Origin of the sequence: Harryflintia acetispora (genome assembly GCA_004340125.1) — a bacterium.
In the GTDB taxonomy this organism is placed as follows: Bacteria; Bacillota; Clostridia; order Oscillospirales; family Ruminococcaceae; genus Harryflintia; species Harryflintia acetispora.
In genome coordinates this window covers 179171-198655 of record SLUK01000005.1, presented here as the reverse complement: position 1 = coordinate 198655, position 19485 = coordinate 179171, and the positions used below count along the sequence as shown (strand labels likewise).

The window sequence follows — 19485 nt, the reverse complement described above, 5'->3', positions numbered from 1 at the left end:
CGACAGGGACCGCGGCGGCGGTCCCTGTTTTTGTATGTTTTCTCCCCATTTGGCCCAAAATAAGCGGGATCAGACCGCAGGGCGGGAAAGGGGAGAGACGCGATCAGAGAGCAGACACTCGGTGAAATTGTAAGGCGGCTTCAAAATGAGGAGCACCCGGGCAGGCGCTGGAAGGCGCGGCTGAAGGGCGAGCTGCGCGATTTGCGCAATCGCTATCAGCAGGCCGGCTTGCGGCAGGAGCCGGGGGAGCGCGGCGCCCTTGGGCAGTGGCTGTTGGATAACTTTTACCTGCTTGAGGGGGAGTACCTTCAGGCGCTGCGCTCCCTGCGCGATGTGCGCGATAAGGACGGGGTATGCCTGCTCGCACAGGTATGGGCGGAGGGCTTTTGCGCGCGGCGGCTGCCCGTCGCCCAGCGGGAGGCCGGGGAGTTTTTGCGTCAGCTTTGCGCTTGCATGTATCTCAGCTTCGAGCAGCTTTCCCTGTGCGAGGCGGCGCTGCGGGCCGCCCTGCTGCACACCGCCCACAGCGCGCTCGCCCTGCCGGCCGAAGCTGCGGCCGCCGCGATAGGGTATGCCGTCGGCGGGCTGCGGGACGTCGGCTCGGTGGATTTCGTGTCCCTTACGGCGTCGGTCAGCGCCATCGAGGCGATCCTGCTGCGCGACCCTTCGGGGGTCTATCCCCGCATGGACAAGGAGAGCCGCACCGGCTACCGCGAGCTCGTCTACCGGATCGCCCGGCGCACCGGCACGGGGGAGCGCACAGTGGCTGAGAAGGCGGTTGCCAGCGCCGCCGGCTCTGACACGGAGCCGCAAAACCACGTCGGCTACCACCTGCTGTACCACCCCGCCCTCAAGGCGCAGCAGGGGCGGCACAGGGCCTTCTTCCTCTGGGGCAGCGTGCTTTGCACCCTGCTGCCGGCGCTCGGCTGCGCCCTGCTCGCTGGAAGTCCGGTCCCTGGGCTGCTCCTGCTGCTGCCGCTCTACGAGCCGGTACGGGAATTTATGCAGGGGCTTTCTTTGCGGGGGCTGCCGCCCGTCATGCTGCCCCGCATGGACCTTCAAAAGGTGCCGGCGGCGGAGGCTTACACCCTGGTGACGGTTTCGGCGCTGCTGGACGGCAAGGACCTCGAAAAGCGCCTTGAGGAGCGCCTCGAAGGGCTCTACCTCTCCAACCGGACGGCCCCGCTGGGCTTTTTGCTGCTCGGGGACCTGCCCACCGCCGACCGCCCGCAGCTGGCAAAGGATAGCTCCGCCCTCGACGGGGCGCAGCGGGCCGTCGAGCGGCTCAATGAACGCTACGGCCAGCGCTTCTTTCTTTTTGTGCGCGCGCGCAGCTGGAGCCCCACCGAAGAGAGCTACAGCGGATGGGAACGCAAGCGCGGGGCGATCGGCGAGCTGGTGCGCTATCTGCATGGCGAGGAGACCTCCGCCTGCCGGGTGGTGGGCGACCTTGGCGTCATGCAAAGCGCGCGCTACCTCCTCGCTTTGGACAGCGACACCAGACTGCACTTCGACACGGCCGCCCTGCTCATCGCCAGCGCGCTGCACCCCTTATGCCGTCCGCGGCTGGACGCAGAGACGGGATATGTCAAGGAGGGCTACGGGTTACTGATACCCCGCCTTTGCAGCGAGCTGTGCGCCCCGAACGCCACTCCCTTCGCCCGGCTGATGACCGGCTGCGGCGGGGTCAGCGGGTACGACCAGCCCGGCCGCGACGCCTATCAGGACCTCTTCGGCCAGGCGATCTTTACCGGCAAGGGGCTGATCGACCTTAACTGCTTTTACAAGGCGGGGCTCTGCCTCCCGCCGGGCCAGGTGCTCAGCCACGACATCCTGGAGGGCGGCCTGCTCGGCTGTGGGCTGGTGGGCGAGGTTGAGATGTCGGACGGCGAGCCCCAGACTTTTTCCTCCTGGCTGCGGCGGGCCCACCGCTGGATGCGCGGCGACTGGCAGAACCTGCTCTTTTTGCGCCGCAGCTTCCGGCTTTCGGGCAAGCGCTACCGCTACCGCACCAAGGGAGTGGTGCGGCTACAGCTGGTCAATAACCTGCTGCGCTCCCTGGCCCCGGTCATGGCGGCGCTCGCGCTGCTGCTCTCGCCCCTGATGGGGAGCCGGGCCGCCGCCGTGCTGGCGGGTGGGGTGTTCCTCGCCGTGGCGGGCCGGCCGGTGCTCGGCGCGCTGCGCGCGCTTTGGCGCGGCGGGGCGGCTGTCCTTCTCAGACGTACCTTCTCGGGCGCGCTGCCGCAGGTCTATGACCAGCTGGGGCGGGCGGCCTTCTGGTGCATAACCCTGTTTGCGCGGGCGCAAAACAGCCTGGACGCCCTGCTGCGCGCCCTCTGGCGGACCTTCGCCTCCCGCAAACATCTCCTGGAATGGACCACCGCCGCCCAGAGCGAGGGACGGCGCGATTCGCTGCCCGGGCTGCTGCGCCGCTTTTTGCTGCCCGAGGCGTTGGGCGTGCTGCTGCTCCTGTTCGGGCGGTATCCCGCCCTGCGGCTGTGGGGGCTCGTGCTGGCGCTGCTCGTCCCCTTCGCGCACCGCACCGCCAGGCGGGGGGAGGAGGCCCCGACGGCGGGGGAGCACTACGACGAGCTGCGCGGCTATGTGGCCGACATGGTGCGCTTTTACGACGACTATGCCACCGCGCAGCGGCACTTCCTGCCGCCGGACAACGTCCAGCTCGCGCCCCGCTATGCGCTGGCCGAGCGCACCTCCCCGACCAACATCGGCTTTATGCTCCTCTCCTGGCTGGCGGCGCGGGACTTCGAGCTGATCGACACCCCCGCGCTGCTCGGCAAGGTCGGGGGCACGATCGACACCCTGCTCACACTCGAGACCTGGAACGGGCATCTCTACAACTGGTACGACCTGAGGGACCTTCGGGTACTCCACCCGGCCTTCGTCTCCTCGGTGGACAGCGGGAACCTCGTCTGCTGCCTCGTCGCGCTGCGGCAGGGGCTTCGCGAATACGGGGCGCCGGGAGCGCTGCTGGAAAAGGTCGGCACACTCATCGCGCGCTGCGACTTTTCGCCGCTGTACGATAAGGCGCGGGGGCTCTTCTCGATCGGCTACGACAGGGAGGAAGAGAAGCTCAGCGCCTCCCACTATGATTTTCTGATGAGCGAGGCGAGGCTGCTCTCCTACTATGCCGTGGCCACTCGCCAGGCCGGGCGCAAGCATTGGGGGAACCTCTCGCGCACCCTCTCGCGGTGTGGGCCCTATCAGGGGCCGCTCTCCTGGACCGGGACGATGTTTGAATACTTCATGCCCCACCTGCTGCTGCCCGCCTACCAAAACTCACTGCTCCACGAGGCGCTTTGCTACTGCCTTTATTGCCAGCGCCGGCGCACGGGGTGCTTGGGGCTCCCCTGGGGAATTTCGGAAAGCGGGTATTACCGCTTCGACAACCAGTTAAACTATCAGTATAAGGCGCACGGGGTCCAGGCGCTGGGCGTCAAGCAGGGGCTGGACGACGAGCTGGTCCTCTCTCCCTACTCGACTTTTTTGGCCCTGCCCTTCGCGCCGAAGAGCGCGCTGCGAAACCTTGAGCGGCTGCGTGAGAGCGGACTCTACGCCGACTACGGCTTTTACGAGGCCGCCGACTGTACCCCCTCCCGGGTGGGCGAGCGCATGGAGCCGGTGCGCAGCTTCATGGCGCACCATTTGGGGATGAGCGTCGTCGCCTGCGCCAACGCGGCGCTGGGGAACGTTATGCAGCGCCGCTTTCTGGCGGACAAGACGATGGCGAGCGCGGCGCAGTTTTTGCAGGAACGAATACCGAAGGAAGCGGTGGTGATCAAAGGAATGAAACAGAAACAGGAGGAGAAGCGCCCACAGCGCCCGCAGGAGGACAGGCTGCGGGAGAGCTTTATCCCCTCGCCCACGGCGCCGCGCATGACCCTGCTCTCGGGCGGGCTGCAGGAGGTGCTCACCGACTGCGGCGCGGGGCATTTGCAGCTGGCGGGACTCGACCTGACTGCAAGAGAGGAGGACCTGCTTTCGGGCGGGATGGGAATTTTTTGTCTGGCGCGGGCGGGTGAGGAGCTGGTCAGCGCCACGGCGGCCCCGCTCTATATAAAAGGGCAGAACGAAGCCGTCTTCGAGGAGGAGCGCGCCCTCTTCACCGGGCGGGGAGAGGGGCTTGAGCTGACGATGGAATGCCGCGTCTGCGAGCGGGAGAGCGCCGCGCTGCGCACCATCACGGTGCGCTCAAAGTCGAAGGAGGAGCAGGAAATAAGCCTTCTTCTCTACCTCGAGCCCACCCTGCTGCGCGACAGGGATTTTTCGGCCCACCGCAGCTTTGCGCGCCTCTTCGTCACCTGCCGCTACGACGGGGGACAGAATCTTTTGCACTTCACCCGGAGGCAGCGCGAGGGCGGGGAAGGGTACCACCTGTGCGCGGGCTTTTTGGAGGAGCAGGAGTTCGAGTTTGAGACCGACAAGATCGCCCTGCTGCGCCCGCCGTTGGGGCTCCAGTCGATCGGGGAATTTGCCGATCGGCCGTTTCGCTCCAGGCGCGACAGCCCGAACGCCGTCTGCGCGCTGCGCCTCCGGTTCCTGCTGCGCGAAGGCGAAGGGCGCACCCTGCGCTTCGCCCTCGCCGCCGGCAAGGATGAGACGGCGGCGAAAAACGCCTTCGCGGCGCTGCGCGAGGGGCCCCTCTCCTTCGGGCGCTGCCCGCTGATGGACGGCAGCGCCGAGGGGATGATCGGCCTTAGGCTTCTGCCCAAGCTCTTCTACGCCCGCCCGCTGCAAAAAAAGGTGCTCCGGGCCATCGAAGAGAACCGCCAGGGCAGGCAGGGGCTCTGGGGGCTTTCGATTTCGGGGGACTATCCAATTGTGACCCTGCCCGAGGAGGAATGCGGGGCGGGGCTGCCGCTGTGTCTGCTGCGCCTGCAGCGGCGGCTGCGGCAGGAGGGGATCCCGTTCGATTTGGTACTGCTGGCAAAGGACGCGGCGCACCGTGAGGAGCTGCAAAGGGAGATCCTCTCCGCCGGCTACGGCCAGTCTCTCGAACATCAGGGCGGGGCCTTCCTGCTCGACGGCGGCGCGCTCTCAAAAGAGCAGCGCACCCTGCTCTATGCCTGGTCCTGCTACCTTTCGGGGAAGAGCACGCCCACGCCGCCGCAGGCCTTTCTGCCCGCCCGGGTGCGCTCCGCTCTGGCGGACCCGGTGGGGGAGGAGGGCTTAAGCGTCTACGGCGGGGTGTTCGACGACGGGCGCTTCACCGTGAACCGGCGCTCCTGGGCGCCCTACTGCCATGTGCTGGCCAACCCCACCTTCGGCACCCTGCTTTCGGACGGCTCGCTGGGGTTTTCCTGGGCAATCAACGCGCGGGAGAACAAGCTCTCGCCCTGGTGGGGCGACCCGGCGCGCGACAACCGGGGCGAGCGGTTGTTCCTGAAGGCCGGCGGTGAGCTCTACGACCCGGTCTGGGGCGCGCGGGCGAGCTTTGGCCGCAGCGGCGCGCGCTACGAAGGAACCTGCGGGGCGCTGCACTGCACGGTGACGGTGCGCGTGCCGGAGAGGGGGAACCGCAAGGAGATTGCCGTCAGCCTCGAAAACACCGGGGAGCAGGAGCTCCCGGTCCTGCTCGCCTACTACCTCGAGCCGGTGCTGGGGGTGGAGCGCGGGACGGCGCGGATGATCACCGGCTCGGCCATGCCAGGGGGAATTGTGATGAAAAACGAGAGCAACACCGCGGTGCCCGGGTTCTGTTTCCTTGGGACCGATGCGAAAAACGCGCGCCCCTGCTTCTCCCGCCGCCGTATGCTGGCGGGGGAGTGGGACCAGCCGGGACACTTGCCGGGCCCCGACCCCTGCGGCGCGTTGATCGTGCCGAAGGTGCTCCCGCCCAGACGAAAAGAGAAGGTGACCTTTGTGCTCACCTTTGCGCGGCGGGAGGAGGCGGCAAGGAAGCTCGCCCAGCTGCCGCTGCCGCGCCAGGGCCGGGAGGAGCACATCCTGCTCGAAACGCCGGACCGCTACCTCAACGCCTTTTACAACACCCTGCTGCACAACCAGATCACCGCCTCGCGGCTCCATGGGCGCACCGGGTTTTACCAGTGCTCGGGGGCCTACGGCTTCCGCGACCAGCTGCAGGACGCCATGAACCTGGCGCTCGGCGACACACAGCCGCTGAAGGTGCAGATCGCCCGCTGCTGCGCCGTGCAGTTTTTGGAGGGCGACGTGCTCCACTGGTGGCACCGCCTGCCGGGGGAGCGGCCCTTCCACGGGGTGCGCTCGCGCTACAGCGACGATCTGCTCTGGCTGCCGCTGGCGATCGCCGAATACCTGCAAAAGAGCGGGGACGAGTCCCTGCTGAAAAAAGAGATCGCCTACCTCGCGGGCGAGGAGCTGCGGGAGGACGAGCACGAGCGCTACTTTTCCCCCGTGCGCGGCGCGTGCAAAGAGAGCGTCTACCGGCACGGGCTGCGGGCGCTCGAGCGCGGCCACAACCTCAGCGAGCGGGGCCTCGCCAAGATCGGCGGCGGGGACTGGAACGACGGCTACAGCGGCGTCGGGAGCCGGGGAAAGGGGGAGAGTATTTGGCTCTCGCTCTTCCTGTCGATGGTGCTCGAGCGCTACGCCCCGGTCTGCGAGCGGATGGGGGAGAGCGAGGCGGCAGAACGCTGCCGCCTGCGGGCCGCCGCCCTGCGCGGGGCGGTGGACCGCCACGCCTGGGACGGCGAGTGGTACGCCCGCGCCACCTTTGACAGCGGCGGGGTGATGGGCTCGAAGGAGAGCGCCGAATGCAAAATCGATTCGCTGCCCCAGAGCTTCGCACTCCTTGCCGGCATGCCGGACCGGGAGCGGGTGGACACCGCGCTGGAGAGCGCTTACAAGCTGCTGGTGGACGAGGAGGACATGATCGTGCGGCTCTTCTGGCCGCCGTTTGAGCACAGCGACCCCTCCCCCGGCTATGTGCAGGCCTATCCGCGCGGGATCCGCGAAAACGGCGGGCAGTACACCCATGCCGCCGTCTGGCTGGCAGAAGCCTTCCTGCGAGCGGGCCAAAGCGAGCGGGGCTGGAGGCTGCTGCAAATCCTCAACCCCGCCTACCGCGCCTCGGACAGCAAGATTGCCGCGCGCTACGCGCTCGAGCCGTATTATATCGCGGCGGACATCTACGTAAACCCCGCCCTCTACGGCCGGGGCGGCTGGTCGATTTATACCGGCGCCGCCGGGTGGTTTTACCGGGTGGCGGCCGAGGACCTCCTGGGGCTGCGGCGGGAGGGGAACACCCTCGCGCTCCACCCCTGCCTGCCGCCTCAGTGGGAGGGGGCAAAGGTGCTCTGCCATATCGGCGGCAGCGCTCTTACGCTGCGCTATTGCCGCTTGGCGGGCAGGCGGGGGCTCTATGTGGACGGGGTCGCGCAGGAGCGCATCCTTCTCGACGGCCGCCCCCACGAGGCCGAATACTATCTCTGAGGGGAAAAGGCAAATTAACAAAAATTTCATGCGAAAGCCGACGGTTTGTGGTATCCTAGAAGAAGATATGCCAAGGCGACAAGGAAAAACAAAATTTACCGGTTTGGAGATGAACGGATGGACCACGGTTTTAAGCGGGAGCGGATCAGCGATACGATCCACTTTTCCCATATCACCGACACAAAATTTAAAAGCAACCGGATCTCGGTCTGCCTGATCACGAAGCTGTCCCCCGAGAAGGCCGCCGTCAATGCGGTGGTGCCCAACATCCTGCGCTTGGGGTGCAAGAGCTGCCCGGACTTCACCGCCCTCAACAGGCGCCTGGGCAGGCTCTACGGCGCGCGGCTCTACGGCGACGTGACCAAATACGCGGACAAGCAGATCCTCGTGGTCTCGATCAAGGGGCTCGATTCCCGGGTCACGATCCACGGTGAGGACATGGTGCGCGAGCTGAGCTCTTTGCTTTGCGACATCGTGCTCGACCCGGTTATCGAAAACGGGGCCTTCCCCGAGGGGGCAACGGCCCTGGAGCGGCAGAACCTGATCGACACCATCGAGAGCGAGATCAACGACAAACGGGTCTTCGCCCGCGCGCGCTGCCTCGAGCTGCTGTTCGGCGGCGCGCCCCAGGCGGTGCGGCCCTACGGCGACGTCGAGCATGCGAAGGCCATCACCCCGCGCTCGGCCTACGAGGCCTACTGCGGGCTGTTAAAGAATGCCCGGATCGAGCTGCTCTTCGCCGGGAGCGGAGACCCCGCCGCGGCGAAGGAAACCCTGTGCGCACGCTTCGCTGCACTCGACCGTCCGCAGGCGGCCCCCCTCGGCCAGCCGGAGAGCGCGCCGGCCGCCGGCGGAATCGCGCAGCAGACCGAGCCGATGGACGTCAGCCAGTCGAAGCTGGTGATGGGCTTCTGGTGCGGAGACACGGATGAGCAGGAGCGCTACGCCCTGCGCCTGATGAGCGCGATGTACGGCGGCACCCCCTCCTCCAAGCTGTTTTTAAACGTGCGCGAGAAGCTGAGCCTTTGCTACTACTGCGCCTCGCGGTACGACAAGGGGAACAATATCCTGCTGGTCGATTCCGGCGTGCAGGCAGAGAAGAAGGAGGCCGCGCAGGCTGAAATTCTGCGCCAGCTCGAGGCGATCCAAAACGGTGAGTTCACCGACGAGGAGCTGCAGAACACCAAGCTCGCCATGAACACCGGCTTTGCCGCCACCACCGATTCCCTGGCGGGGATCGAGAGCTGGTACCTGACTCAGATCCTGAGCGGGGGCGAAAACGCCCCGGCCTATGAGCAGGCGAAGATCGCCGCCGTGACCCGCGGGCAGGTGGTCGCCGCCGCGAAGAAGGTCACGCTCGGCGCGGTCTATTTCCTCAAGGAGAATGGGGAGCATAAGGAGGAAAGCAAGCAGTGATGAAAGAAACGATCCGCAGCCAGCGGCTCCATGAAAGCTACGTCGAGGTCCGCCATAAGAGCGGCCTGCGCATGCTGCTCTGCCCGATGGAAGGGTATTCGACCACCTACGCCATGTTCGGCACGCCCTACGGCTCGGTGGACGTCTGCTTTAAGACCGATAAGGACCCGGATTTCGTCACCGTCCCGGAGGGGATCGCCCACTTCCTGGAGCACAAGCTCTTTGAAAACGAGGATTGCGATGCCTTCGAGCGGTACGCCAAGACCGGCGCCTCGGCAAACGCCTTCACCTCGTTCGATAGGACCTGCTATCTCTTCGAGTGCTCGGAGAACTTTGAAGCCTCCCTGGAAATCCTGCTCGACTTTGTGACCCATCCCTATTTCACCGAGCAGACGGTGCAGAAGGAGCAGGGGATCATCGGACAGGAAATCAAGATGTATGAGGACGACCCGGACTGGCGGGTGATGTTTAACCTCCTGTGCGCGCTCTACCATGTCAACCCCGTGCGGATCGACATCGCGGGCACCACCGGCTCGATCGCGCAGATCAGCGCCGAGCTGCTCTACCGCTGCTACAACACCTTTTATAACCCCAGCAATATGGTCCTCGCCGTGGCGGGCAACTTCACGGTGGACAGCGTGTTGGCGGTGGCCGACCGGGTGCTGCAGTGTGCCGAGCCGGTACAGATCGAATATAAGCGCGCCGACGAGCCGCGCGAGGTCTACAAAAAGGAGTGGGAGCAGTCCCTCTCGGTCGCGGTGCCGATGTTTTCGGTCGGCTTCAAGGCGGACCCCGGCCCGTATGAGGAGAACATCCGCGGCTCGATCCTCGATGAAATGCTCATCGAGATCATCGCGGGCGAGGCGAGCCCCCTCTACCGCCAGCTTTATGACCAGTCGCTGATCAACCAGACCTTCTATGGCGAGGCGATGGCCGGGCGGGATTACCTGTGCAACATGTTCAGCGGCGAGAGCCGCGACCCGCGCGCGGTGCAGAAAGCCCTTTACGGGGAGATCGCGCGGCTGCAGCATGAGGGGCTCGACCCCGAGATGTTCGAGGTCGCCAAGGCCACCGTCTACGGGCGGTACGTCGGCGCTCTGGACAAGAGCGAGGGCGTGGCCGGGCTGATGGTCAGCGGCGCCTTTAACGGCGTCGGGATGTTCGAGGTGATCGACATCGCGGCCGGGGCCACCATCGAGGCCCTGCAGCAGCGCCTGGCGGGCAGCTTCGACATTGCGCGCAGCGCCATTTCCATCATCAATCCCCTGCAATGAGCCCTGCCGCCCCGGGGGTGAAAGCCGCCGGGGCGCGGGCGTTGCTTTTCTGATTTTTGGCGGACGGGGCGGTATTGGCGCCGTCTCCCTTATGCCTGCCGGGCGTATGCCCGATATGAAGTGGAGGTCTATCCTATGAGCGAAACCTTGTCCTTCCCCGGCCTGGGGCTTGAGTTCACCCTGAACCGCGTCGCCTTTTCCATCGGCCCTCTGACCGTGTATTGGTACGGCGTTATCATCGCGCTGGCGTTTTTGGCGGGCATTACATATGTCCTGCTGCGGGTCAAGCATTTCGGCCTGGACGGCGACCGAGTGATCGACGTGATCCTCGGCGGCGCGATCGGTTCCATCATCGGCGCGCGGCTGTATTTCGTCATCTTTTCCTGGGACCAATTCCGGGACAACCTGTGGGACATCTTCAACATCCGCCAGGGAGGGATCGCCATCTACGGCGGGATCATCGGAGGCTTTCTGGCCGGGCTGCTGATGTGCCGGCTGCGCCGGGTCAAGGCGCTGCCCATGCTCGATTTGGCGGTGGGCGGCCTGATTTTGGGCCAGGCCATCGGGCGTTGGGGCAACTTTGTCAACATCGAGGCCTTCGGCGGGAATACCAGCCTTCCCTGGGGGATGACCAGTCCGAGCATCGTGAACTTTTTGGACGCCAACCGCACCAACCTCGCGGGGATCAATATGGCGGTGGACCCGAGCATGCCGGTCCATCCGACCTTCTTTTATGAGTCGGTCTGGTGCCTGCTGGGCTTCCTTTTCATCGCCTGGTATACGCGCCGCCGCCGCTTCGACGGCGAGCTGCTCTTAATCTACAGCGCCTGGTACGGCCTCGGGCGCGCGGTCATCGAGGGGCTGCGCACCGACAGCCTGCTGATCGGCACCATCCGGGTCTCCCAGCTGCTGGCGATTTTATGCGTCATCGCCTCGGTGGTCATCTGGGGCGCGGTGCGCTCGAGGATCAACCGCAGCGGCGACCCGGAGTATCTCAGGCTCTACGTCGATACCGACGAGGGGCAAATGATCCTGGCCGGCACCTTCTATCAGAAAAAGAAGAAAGCCTCCGACGCGCCCGCGCAGGTGGCTCCCGAAGCGCAGGAGCCCCTCGAGACGCAGGAAGCCTCCGAGATGCAGGAGGTTCCCGAGGCGCAGGAGGAGCCCGAAACGCCCGGGGAAAACGGGGGAGAGCAGAAGCCAAACGACAACGAATGAGGACGGAGGGGTTATCATGGCAGTCATCATCGACGGGAAGGCGGTATCCGCCTCCCTGCGCGGGAAACTGAAAGCCGAGGTTGAGGCGCTGAAAGCCGGCGGGATTACGCCGGGGCTGGCGGTGGTTATCGTGGGGAACGACGACGCCTCCCACAAATATGTGCGCAACAAGAAGCGGGGCTGCGAGGAACTGGGGATCTACTCCGAGGTGCACGAGCTGCCCGAGGAGACCAGCCAGCAGGAGCTGATCGGCCTGGTGCGAAAGCTCAACGTCGACCCGAAGATCGACGGGATCCTCGTCCAGCTCCCGCTGCCGAAAACGATCGACGAGAAGGCGGTCATCGAGAACATCAATCCCGACAAGGACGTCGACGCCTTCCATGAGACCAACGTCGGGAAGATCATGATCGGCAACTACCGCTTCCTGCCCTGCACCCCGGCGGGGATCATGGAGCTGATCGCAAGCCAGGGGATCGAACTGCGCGGCAAGGAGTGCGTGGTGATCGGGCGCAGCAACATCGTCGGCAAGCCGATGGCCATGCTGCTGCTGCACGCGCACGGCACCGTCACCATCTGCCATTCCCGTACCCGAGACCTCGCCGAGGTGGCCAGGCGCGCCGATGTGCTGGTGGTCGCCATCGGGAAGGCGAAGTTCGTCACCGCCGACATGGTGAAGCCCGGGGCGGTGGTCATCGACGTGGGGATGGACCGGGACGAAAACGGCAAGCTCTGCGGCGACGTGGACTTCGAGGCGGTCAGGGAGGTGGCGGGCTACATCACCCCCGTGCCGGGCGGCGTCGGGCCGATGACCATCACTATGCTGCTCAAGAACACCATCACCGCCGCCAAGGCGCGAAAGGGTTGACAACCTTTTCCCGCTGTGATAAACTAAATATTGCCGCATGTTCAAGGCTAGAAGTGCGCCCTGCGCCGCCTTGTGAGAACAGCGAGTCTAAGAAAGAGGCAGGTGCCTGTATCAATGTATGCAGTCGTAGAAGTCGGCGGTAAGCAGTACCGCGTAAGCGAGGGCGACATCATCTATGTGGAGAAGATGAACGCCGAGGAGAACTCCAATGTCGAAATCACCAGCGTGATCGCGGTGGGCGACGAGAAGGGTCTCAACGTGGGCGCTCCCTATGTGGAGAAGGCCAAAGTGACCGCCAAGGTCCTCAAGAACGGCAAGCAGAAAAAGGTGACGGTTTTCACCTACCGTTCCAAGAAGGATTCCAAGCGCAAGATGGGTCACAGACAGCCCTACACCAAGATTCAGATTGAAAAGATCAGCGCGTAAGAGCGTATGATCGTTGCAAGGTTTTTTTGCCGGGAAGGGCGGCCGCGCGGCTTTACGGTATCCGGGCACGCCGGCTATGCCGAGGCGGGCAGCGACATCGTCTGCGCGGCGGCGACTTCGGCGGTGCAGCTGGTGTGCAACACCATCACCGACGTGCTGTGCGAAGAGGCGCAGGTCACGGTGGAAGAGGACCGGGTCACCCTTCGCCTTGACGGGGAAGAGTGCGCCGCGGCCCAAAGCCTGCTCGAGGGGCTTTATCTGCACCTCAACATTTTGCGGGAGCAGTATCCCGGCCATGTGAAAGCAACCAAAGTCGAAAATCAGTAACCCAAAGATAGGGAGGAGTTTCATCATGATTAAACTTTCCATGCAGTTTTTCGCTCATAAAAAGGGCGTTGGTTCCACCAAGAACGGCCGCGACAGCGAGTCCAAGCGCCTCGGCGTGAAGCGTGCCGACGGCCAGTTCGTCTTGGCGGGCAACATCCTGGTGCGCCAGAGAGGCACCCACATCCATCCGGGCGAGGGCGTGCGCATCGGCAGCGACGACACCCTCTTCGCCACCGTCGACGGGAAGGTGCGTTTCGAGCGCCTGGGCCGCGACCGCAAGAAGGTCAGCGTCTACGCCGTCGAGCAGTAAGCAGAAATCAAAGAAGGCAGAGAGCCCCGGGGCTCTCTGCCTTTTGTGCGTTTTACCGTCAGGAGGGACAGCATGATCAGCTTTAAAAACGACTACAGCGAGGGGGCCCATCCGCGCATCCTCGAGGCGCTCACCCGCCATAATTTCGAGCAGTCGGACGGCTACGGGTGCGACGAGGGCTGCGCGCGCGCCCGCGCACTCATTCTGGACGCGGTGCGGGACCGCTCCTGCGACGTCCACTTCCTGGTGGGCGGCACCCAAGTGAACCTCTGCCTGATCGCCCACGCCCTGCGCCCGCACGAGGCGGCCGTCAGCGCCGGGAGCGGGCATATCAACGTGCACGAGACCGGCGCGATCGAGGCGACGGGGCACAAGGTGCTCACCCGTCCTGCGGCGGATGGGAAGCTCACCCCCGCGCTGGTACGCGAGGTGCTCGAAGAGCACACCGACGAGCATATGGTCCGCCCGGGGCTGGTGTATGTTTCCCACCCGACCGAGGTGGGCACCCTCTATACCAAACAGGAGCTCGAAGCGCTGTCCTTCTTTTGCCGGAAGCGGGAATTGCCGCTCTATCTCGACGGCGCGCGGCTTTCTTCGGCCCTGGCCGCGCCGGGGAACGACCTGGAACTGCCGGACATCTGCCGCCTGACCGACGCCTTCTACCTCGGCGGGACCAAGTGCGGCGCCCTCTTCGGCGAGGCGCTGATCATCCGGGACGAGACGCTGAAACGGGATTTCCGCTTCATCCAAAAGCAGCGCGGCGCGCTGCTGGCCAAGGGCTTCCTGCTCGGGATCCAGTTTGAGGAGCTGCTGCGCGACGGGCTCTACTATGAGCTCGGCGCGCACGCCAACGCCATGGCGGAGCAGTTGCGCGGGGGAATCCGCGGGATGGGTTACTCCTTCGCGCCCGAAACGAGGACCAACCAGCTCTTCCCCCGCCTGCCCGACGGGGTGGTCGAAGCGCTCTCGCAGGACTACGCCTTCGAGCTCTGGGCCAAGGGCGGGGACAAGCAGAGCGTCATCCGTCTGGTGACCTCCTGGGCGACAAAGGAGGAAAACGTCGCGCGGTTTTTGGAGGATTTGCAGCGGCTGAGCAGATAAAACAGAAGCTCCCCGGCGTATAGCCGGGGAGCTTTGCTTCGTCAGTTCAGTTTGTCGGTGATCCCGCGCAGGTATTCCTTAAAGTCCGCCCCGATCTCGGGGTGACAGAGCCCCACCTCCACGATCGCCTGCAAAATTCCCAGCTTGTTGCCCATGTCGTAGCGGGTCCCCTCGAAGACCACGCCGGTCATGGTTTCCATCGAGGCGAGCTGGCGCATGGCGTCGGTCAGCTGGATTTCGCCGCCCGCGCCGGGCGGGGTGTCCTCGAGGATTTTGAAGATGCTCGGGGGCAGCACGCAGCGCCCGAGGATGGCATAGGGGGAGATTACCTGCTCGGGGGTGGGCTTCTCGACCATGTCGAACACCTTGAAGATGTTCTTGTCGATGTGCTTGACGTCCAGTGAGCAGTATTTGTGGATCATCTCGAGCGGGACTTCCTTGATCCCGACCACCCCGAGGCCATATTTGAGGTAGGCGTCACAGAGCTGCCCACAGGCGGGGCGCTCACCGATGATCACGTCGTCGCCGTAGAGCACGGCGAACGGCTCGTCCCCCACGAAGGTCTTGGCGCAGAGCACCGCGTGCCCGAGGCCCTTGGTTTCCTTCTGGCGGATGTACTGGATGTTGCAGAGGTTCGAGATGCGCACCATCTGCTCGTAGAGATCCTGCTTGCCCGCGGCGAGGAGCTTTGCCTCCAGCTCGGGGTTGCGGTCGAAGTGGTCCTCGACCGTGGTCTTGCCGCGGCTGGTGATGATGAGGATATCCTCGATCCCGGAGGCGACCGCCTCCTCGACGATGTACTGGATCGCGGGCTTATCCACGATCGGGAGCATCTCCTTGGGCATGGCCTTGGAGGCGGGGAGCACCCGCGTGCCCAGGCCCGCCGCCGGTATGACCGCTTTGCGGATTTTCATTTGGCGTCCTCCTTGAAATGTTATACCAGGAACATGACCATCAGCAGGGACATGGCCATCGAGCCCGCCAGGAGCAGGAGCAGCAGTACCAGGATGAGCATGCGGTTGGTGCGGCCCCGCTTTGTCAGGGCGAGGATGTAGTCCTGCGCATAGAGGTCGCCGCCGAACTGTTTCTGGATTTTTTTGACCGAGCGGATGACCTTTCGGCAGTAGGCGCGGTTGAAAAGAATGGCGCACCCCACCGAGAGCAATGCGGACAGGAGACTGCCGGCAAAGCGCAGCTTGTTTAAAAGATCGAAGGTGGCCGGGGCCATCGAAATGAGCGGCAGGTTATAGAGCTGGGAGGCCAGCGCGAGGTTGATCAGGAGTGCTGGCAGCCCGATCGCCGCGGTGATCAGCAGCAGCGCGACCCCGAGGCCGTACATCTTGCGGTAGAGGAAGTAGTACCCGCGAAAGAGGAAGGCCGGCCAGTTCCAGGTCGAATGGCGGCCGCCGCCGGAAAAGGATTTGAATTTCGGGATGAAGTAGTGGGAGTTTTCCCCCACATACAAAGCGATGTCCCGCACCGAGACCCCGTCGATCTCCTCGTCCGGCGAGACGCCGCCGTAGGGGGTGGTAAAGGGGTTGAGGGTGATCGGGTCGGGGTTCTGCGTAGGGTTTTGCGCGTGCGGTCCGCTGCCTTCTCCCAGGCGGGAGCCGCAGATCTGGCAGAAGATCCCGTCGGACGGGTTGACGGTGCCGCACTTGGGGCAGCGCAGCGGAAGGGAGGCGTCGTACTTGGTCTCCTCCTGGGCGCGCGCGCCCTGCTCGCTCCATTCGGTGTGCGTCTCGTGCAGCTTCTGGTTGACGCAGCTGCCGGCCTTTTGATAGCAGGTGCGGTGATAGGGGGTGCCGCAGACCGGACAGACCACAATATCGTCGCCATCGGTGAACTTTTGCTCACAGATCGGGCATTTTACGCCGGTATATTTGCTCATATAGCCGAGGATCTCCTCTCACAGGTGGGCACATTTCGGGTTCGTAATCCACAGTATACTATATTTTACCGCAAAAATCCATACCTATGAGAAAGGACTAAGGATATTGGGCAGGGCCGCCGGCGTTGTAAAAGGATAGACGGTATGATAAGATAAACGGTGCATACTTTACAAGAGCGCGTGTGATGATATATAATAAATGGTAAAGCGTTTGGCCGCATTGCGGCAGGAATGGAGACGGATTTATGCTGGAATTTGAACAGCTCATGCTAAAGCTGCGGGATACCAAAAAGGAGCTTTTGGACCTGCGCCAGGCGGTGGGGTACGACGCGGCCGCCGAGAAGCTCGGGGCGCTCGAGGAGCGCACCAAGGACGAATACTTCTGGAATGACGTATCCGGCAGCCAGAAGGTGCTCAAGGAGATTTCCGCCCTCAAGGGGCGCAAGGAGGACTACGACAAGCTCTACGCCCTCTACGAGGACACCGAGACGCTCTGCGAGCTGGGCAATGAGGAGGGGGACCTCTCGGTGCTGGGCGAGGTGAGCGAAGCCTATGAGCAGCTCGAACGCAGGATCGAGGAGCAGCGCCTTTCCACCCTGCTCTCGGGCGAATATGACCGCAACAACGCCATCCTCACCTTCCACGCCGGGGCGGGCGGCACCGAGGCGCAGGACTGGGCCCAGATGCTCTACCGCATGTATACCCGCTGGGCCGAGCGCCGGGGCTTCAAATATAAACTGCTCGACTGGCTGGACGGGGACGAGGCCGGGATCAAGAGCGCCTCGATCCTGATCGAGGGGCAGAACGCCTACGGTTACCTCAAGTGCGAGAGCGGGGTGCACCGCCTGGTGCGCATCTCCCCCTTCGATGCCTCGGGACGGCGGCACACCTCCTTCGCCTCGCTCGAGGTCATGCCCGAGATTGACGACGACACCGAGGTGGAGATCAATCCGGTTGATCTTCAGGTGGACACCTACCGCAGCTCGGGCGCGGGCGGGCAGCACGTCAACAAGACCGAATCGGCGGTGCGGATCACCCATCTGCCCACCGGGATCGTGGTGGCCTGCCAGAACGAGCGCAGCCAGCACCAGAACCGCGAGGTCTGTATGAAGATGCTGCGCTCCAAGCTCATCGAGATCAAGGAGCGCGAGCACCTCGAGCGGATCGAGGACATCAAGGGCGACCAGAAGGAGATCACTTGGGGCAGCCAGATCCGTTCCTACGTCTTTATGCCCTACACCATGGCCAAGGACCACCGCACCGGCTTCGAGGTGGGGAACATCGGCGCGGTGATGGATGGGGACATCGACGGGTTCATCAACGAGTACTTAAAGCAGCAGGCCAACGGTACCCTCGGCGAGGGAAAATAGCGGTTGACAAGCGGCAAAAAAGTGAGTACAATCAGAACCGGACAGTTTCATAAACCACAGGGGAGCTGGGAAGAGCCCGGCTGAGAGAGAAATCCGACTGATATTTCAAAACCCTCAAACCTGATCTGGGTAATGCCAGCGTAGGAAACGTGATTGCTTTAATTGCGCCTCGCGGTATTTGCCGCGGGGCGTATCGTTTTCCGGGGGAGGTTTTCTGGACTGCCGAAATAAATTGATTTTGGAGGAAGGAAAGATGAACGAAAAAACAAAGAAACTGGTGGAAAGTGCGTTGATGATCGCCCTGGCGCTGATCCTCAACAACGTCTTTCGGATCAAGGTGGGGGCCGCGGGCGGCTCGATCACCCTGTTTTCGATGCTGCCGCTGACCCTGCTCGGCTACCGCCACGGAGTGCGCTGGGGCGTGCTCTGCGGAGCGGCCTACGGGCTGCTGGATATGATGACCGGCTTTACGGGCGCGGGCGGCAGCGCCTGGGTGGTCATCGGCGCGGCGGTGATCGACTACCTGCTGGCCTACGGCGCAATGGGGCTCGGCGGCGTTTTCCGCCACTCGATCAAGAGCCAGACCATCGGCTATACCGCAGGCTCGGCGCTGGCGGTGCTGGTGCGCTTTGCCTGCCACTTTGTCTCCGGGTTCCTGGTCTGGGGGTCGCTCGTCTCGGACGGCTTCGGGGCGATTGCCTACTCCTTCACCTACAACATCGCCTACATGGGCCCCGAGATGGTCACCACCATCCTGGGCGCGCTGGTTCTCTCGAAGGTATTTTCCCTGGCGAGCGCCTCGATCACCCGCAAGAAGATGGCATAGGCGGCGAGGCGGTGAGCCACCGCTCCCGATTCGCGAAAGAATCTTTTACGAATGCGGCCATGCTCAGCCCGCGCTCTGAATAATAGGGTTCCAAGGGGGCTAACGGCGCCGATGGCGCCGTACTTCTCTGGCGGGGAGTTTGAGGGCGAGGAGCCCTCATCAATCGTAGAAAGGCGCAGGGAGGGGTGAACCCACCAAGAGGGGGTTCACCTCTTTTTGATGAAATTTCCCACCACTTTTCACAAAATGGTCAACTATTTTTCTCTACAATGCAGTATAATGGAAGGAAAGATGAGTCAAAGGAGTAACGTGATGTCCAGAGATTTGCGCACCTATCGCGGTTACGGCAACCGGCGCTACAGCCGGAAGGTGATGTTTTTCATCTCACTCGCTATCTCCCTGTGCGTCGCCGGGATTGTGGTGGGGGTGATCATCCACGACTGGATGGGCCAGGCGAAGGCGTTTTCACCCGACGGCTATGAAACCGCCGCGCAGGTGGGGATGCTCACCGATACCAAGGCGGGGGATTTGTGGGACCTCGATTCCTTCAGCTACCGCCTCAACGAAAAGCCGGTCGTCAGCAGCAAGGAGGGCACGGCAAACCTGCGGATCGAAAATCCGCCCGAGAACCAGCAGCTCATGCGGGTGACCCTGACCCTTGCCGACGGCACCCAGCTCTACCGTTCGGGGCTGATCAAGCCCTATCATTACGTCGAGCATGCGGCGCTCTCCTTTGTGCCGGAGCTTGGCAGCCACGAGGCGACGGCCCTCATCGAAGCCTGCGACAGCGTCAGCGGCCAGACCCTTGACACGGTGGAAAAGTCCCTCACGCTCACGGTGCTTTAAATAGTATGGATTAAAAGCCCTTCCCGGCCATGGCCGGGAAGGGCTTTTTTACTTTAACCGGCCCGCGCGGGGAAGAGGATTATTCTGCCGGTGGTTCTAAATGGGGGGACAGGCTAATATGATGTGATATGCAAAGGACGGACAGGCCGTGGATCGCGGCCCGGGGGAGGCCGCCTTCGGCTGC

General features: G+C 63.8%; 14 protein-coding genes and 1 riboswitch. Of the genes, 12 read left to right on the top strand and 2 right to left on the bottom strand.

The genetic code is table 11. From position 1 onward, the window contains the following. The first annotated feature begins 201 nt into the window (after positions 1-201). The 9 genes from EDD78_RS07570 (at position 202) to EDD78_RS07530 (ending at position 14368) form a co-directional block, all read left to right on the top strand. Positions 202-7431, top strand: a complete 7230-nt coding sequence (locus EDD78_RS07570) for a GH36-type glycosyl hydrolase domain-containing protein (RefSeq protein ID WP_132084524.1) — start codon at positions 202-204, stop codon at positions 7429-7431. Between the two features lie 117 nt (positions 7432-7548). After that, positions 7549-8847, top strand: a complete 1299-nt coding sequence (yfmF, locus tag EDD78_RS07565; protein ID WP_132084523.1) for an EF-P 5-aminopentanol modification-associated protein YfmF — start codon at positions 7549-7551, stop codon at positions 8845-8847. After that, entirely contained in the window at positions 8847-10121 is a 1275-nt protein-coding gene (gene yfmH / locus EDD78_RS07560) for an EF-P 5-aminopentanol modification-associated protein YfmH (protein WP_079698425.1), read from the top strand. The genes yfmF and yfmH overlap by 1 nt, the downstream gene beginning before the upstream one ends. A 135-nt stretch (positions 10122-10256) precedes the next feature. Further along, complete coding sequence (gene lgt, locus EDD78_RS07555; protein ID WP_132084522.1) at positions 10257-11339, top strand: prolipoprotein diacylglyceryl transferase; 1083 nt, start codon at positions 10257-10259, stop codon at positions 11337-11339. A gap of 16 nt (positions 11340-11355) precedes the next feature. Further along, the gene (gene folD, locus EDD78_RS07550) at positions 11356-12204 is read left to right on the top strand and encodes a bifunctional methylenetetrahydrofolate dehydrogenase/methenyltetrahydrofolate cyclohydrolase FolD (protein WP_207668660.1); all 849 of its coding nucleotides are present in this window, start codon (positions 11356-11358) and stop codon (positions 12202-12204) included. A 114-nt stretch (positions 12205-12318) separates the two neighbouring features. Further along, positions 12319-12630, top strand: a complete 312-nt coding sequence (gene rplU / locus EDD78_RS07545) for a 50S ribosomal protein L21 (protein WP_079698428.1) — start codon at positions 12319-12321, stop codon at positions 12628-12630. Positions 12631-12636: 6 nt separating this feature from the next. Continuing rightward, positions 12637-12957: a ribosomal-processing cysteine protease Prp gene (locus EDD78_RS07540; RefSeq protein ID WP_132084520.1), complete on the top strand. Its 321-nt coding sequence runs from the start codon at positions 12637-12639 to the stop codon at positions 12955-12957. A gap of 25 nt (positions 12958-12982) precedes the next feature. Then, on the top strand, positions 12983-13267 hold the full coding sequence (rpmA, locus tag EDD78_RS07535; protein WP_079698430.1) for a 50S ribosomal protein L27: 285 nt from the start codon (positions 12983-12985) through the stop codon (positions 13265-13267). A 72-nt stretch (positions 13268-13339) separates the two neighbouring features. Beyond that, the gene (locus tag EDD78_RS07530) at positions 13340-14368 is read left to right on the top strand and encodes a threonine aldolase family protein (RefSeq protein WP_132084519.1); all 1029 of its coding nucleotides are present in this window, start codon (positions 13340-13342) and stop codon (positions 14366-14368) included. 41 nt (positions 14369-14409) lie between these two features. Here the strand turns inward: EDD78_RS07530 and galU are convergent, their stop codons facing one another. Continuing rightward, positions 14410-15282: a UTP--glucose-1-phosphate uridylyltransferase GalU gene (gene galU, locus EDD78_RS07525; RefSeq protein WP_132084518.1), complete on the bottom strand. Its 873-nt coding sequence runs from the start codon at positions 15280-15282 to the stop codon at positions 14410-14412. A 20-nt stretch (positions 15283-15302) separates the two neighbouring features. Beyond that, positions 15303-16259 (bottom strand): RING finger protein, encoded by a 957-nt coding sequence (locus EDD78_RS07520; protein ID WP_132084517.1) that lies wholly within the window; start codon positions 16257-16259, stop codon positions 15303-15305. 245 nt (positions 16260-16504) lie between these two features. Between EDD78_RS07520 and prfB the strand changes: the two genes are divergently transcribed. The 3 genes from prfB (at position 16505) to EDD78_RS07505 (ending at position 19301) form a co-directional block, all read left to right on the top strand. Continuing rightward, positions 16505-17629 (top strand): peptide chain release factor 2, encoded by a 1125-nt coding sequence (gene prfB, locus EDD78_RS07515; RefSeq protein ID WP_132084516.1) that lies wholly within the window; start codon positions 16505-16507, stop codon positions 17627-17629. 50 nt (positions 17630-17679) lie between these two features. Continuing rightward, a riboswitch (TPP riboswitch) is annotated at positions 17680-17793 on the top strand. Positions 17794-17882: 89 nt separating this feature from the next. Beyond that, the gene (locus EDD78_RS07510) at positions 17883-18455 is read left to right on the top strand and encodes an energy-coupled thiamine transporter ThiT (protein ID WP_132084515.1); all 573 of its coding nucleotides are present in this window, start codon (positions 17883-17885) and stop codon (positions 18453-18455) included. A gap of 312 nt (positions 18456-18767) precedes the next feature. Beyond that, positions 18768-19301, top strand: a complete 534-nt coding sequence (locus EDD78_RS07505) for a hypothetical protein (protein ID WP_132084514.1) — start codon at positions 18768-18770, stop codon at positions 19299-19301. Positions 19302-19485: the final 184 nt, after the last annotated feature.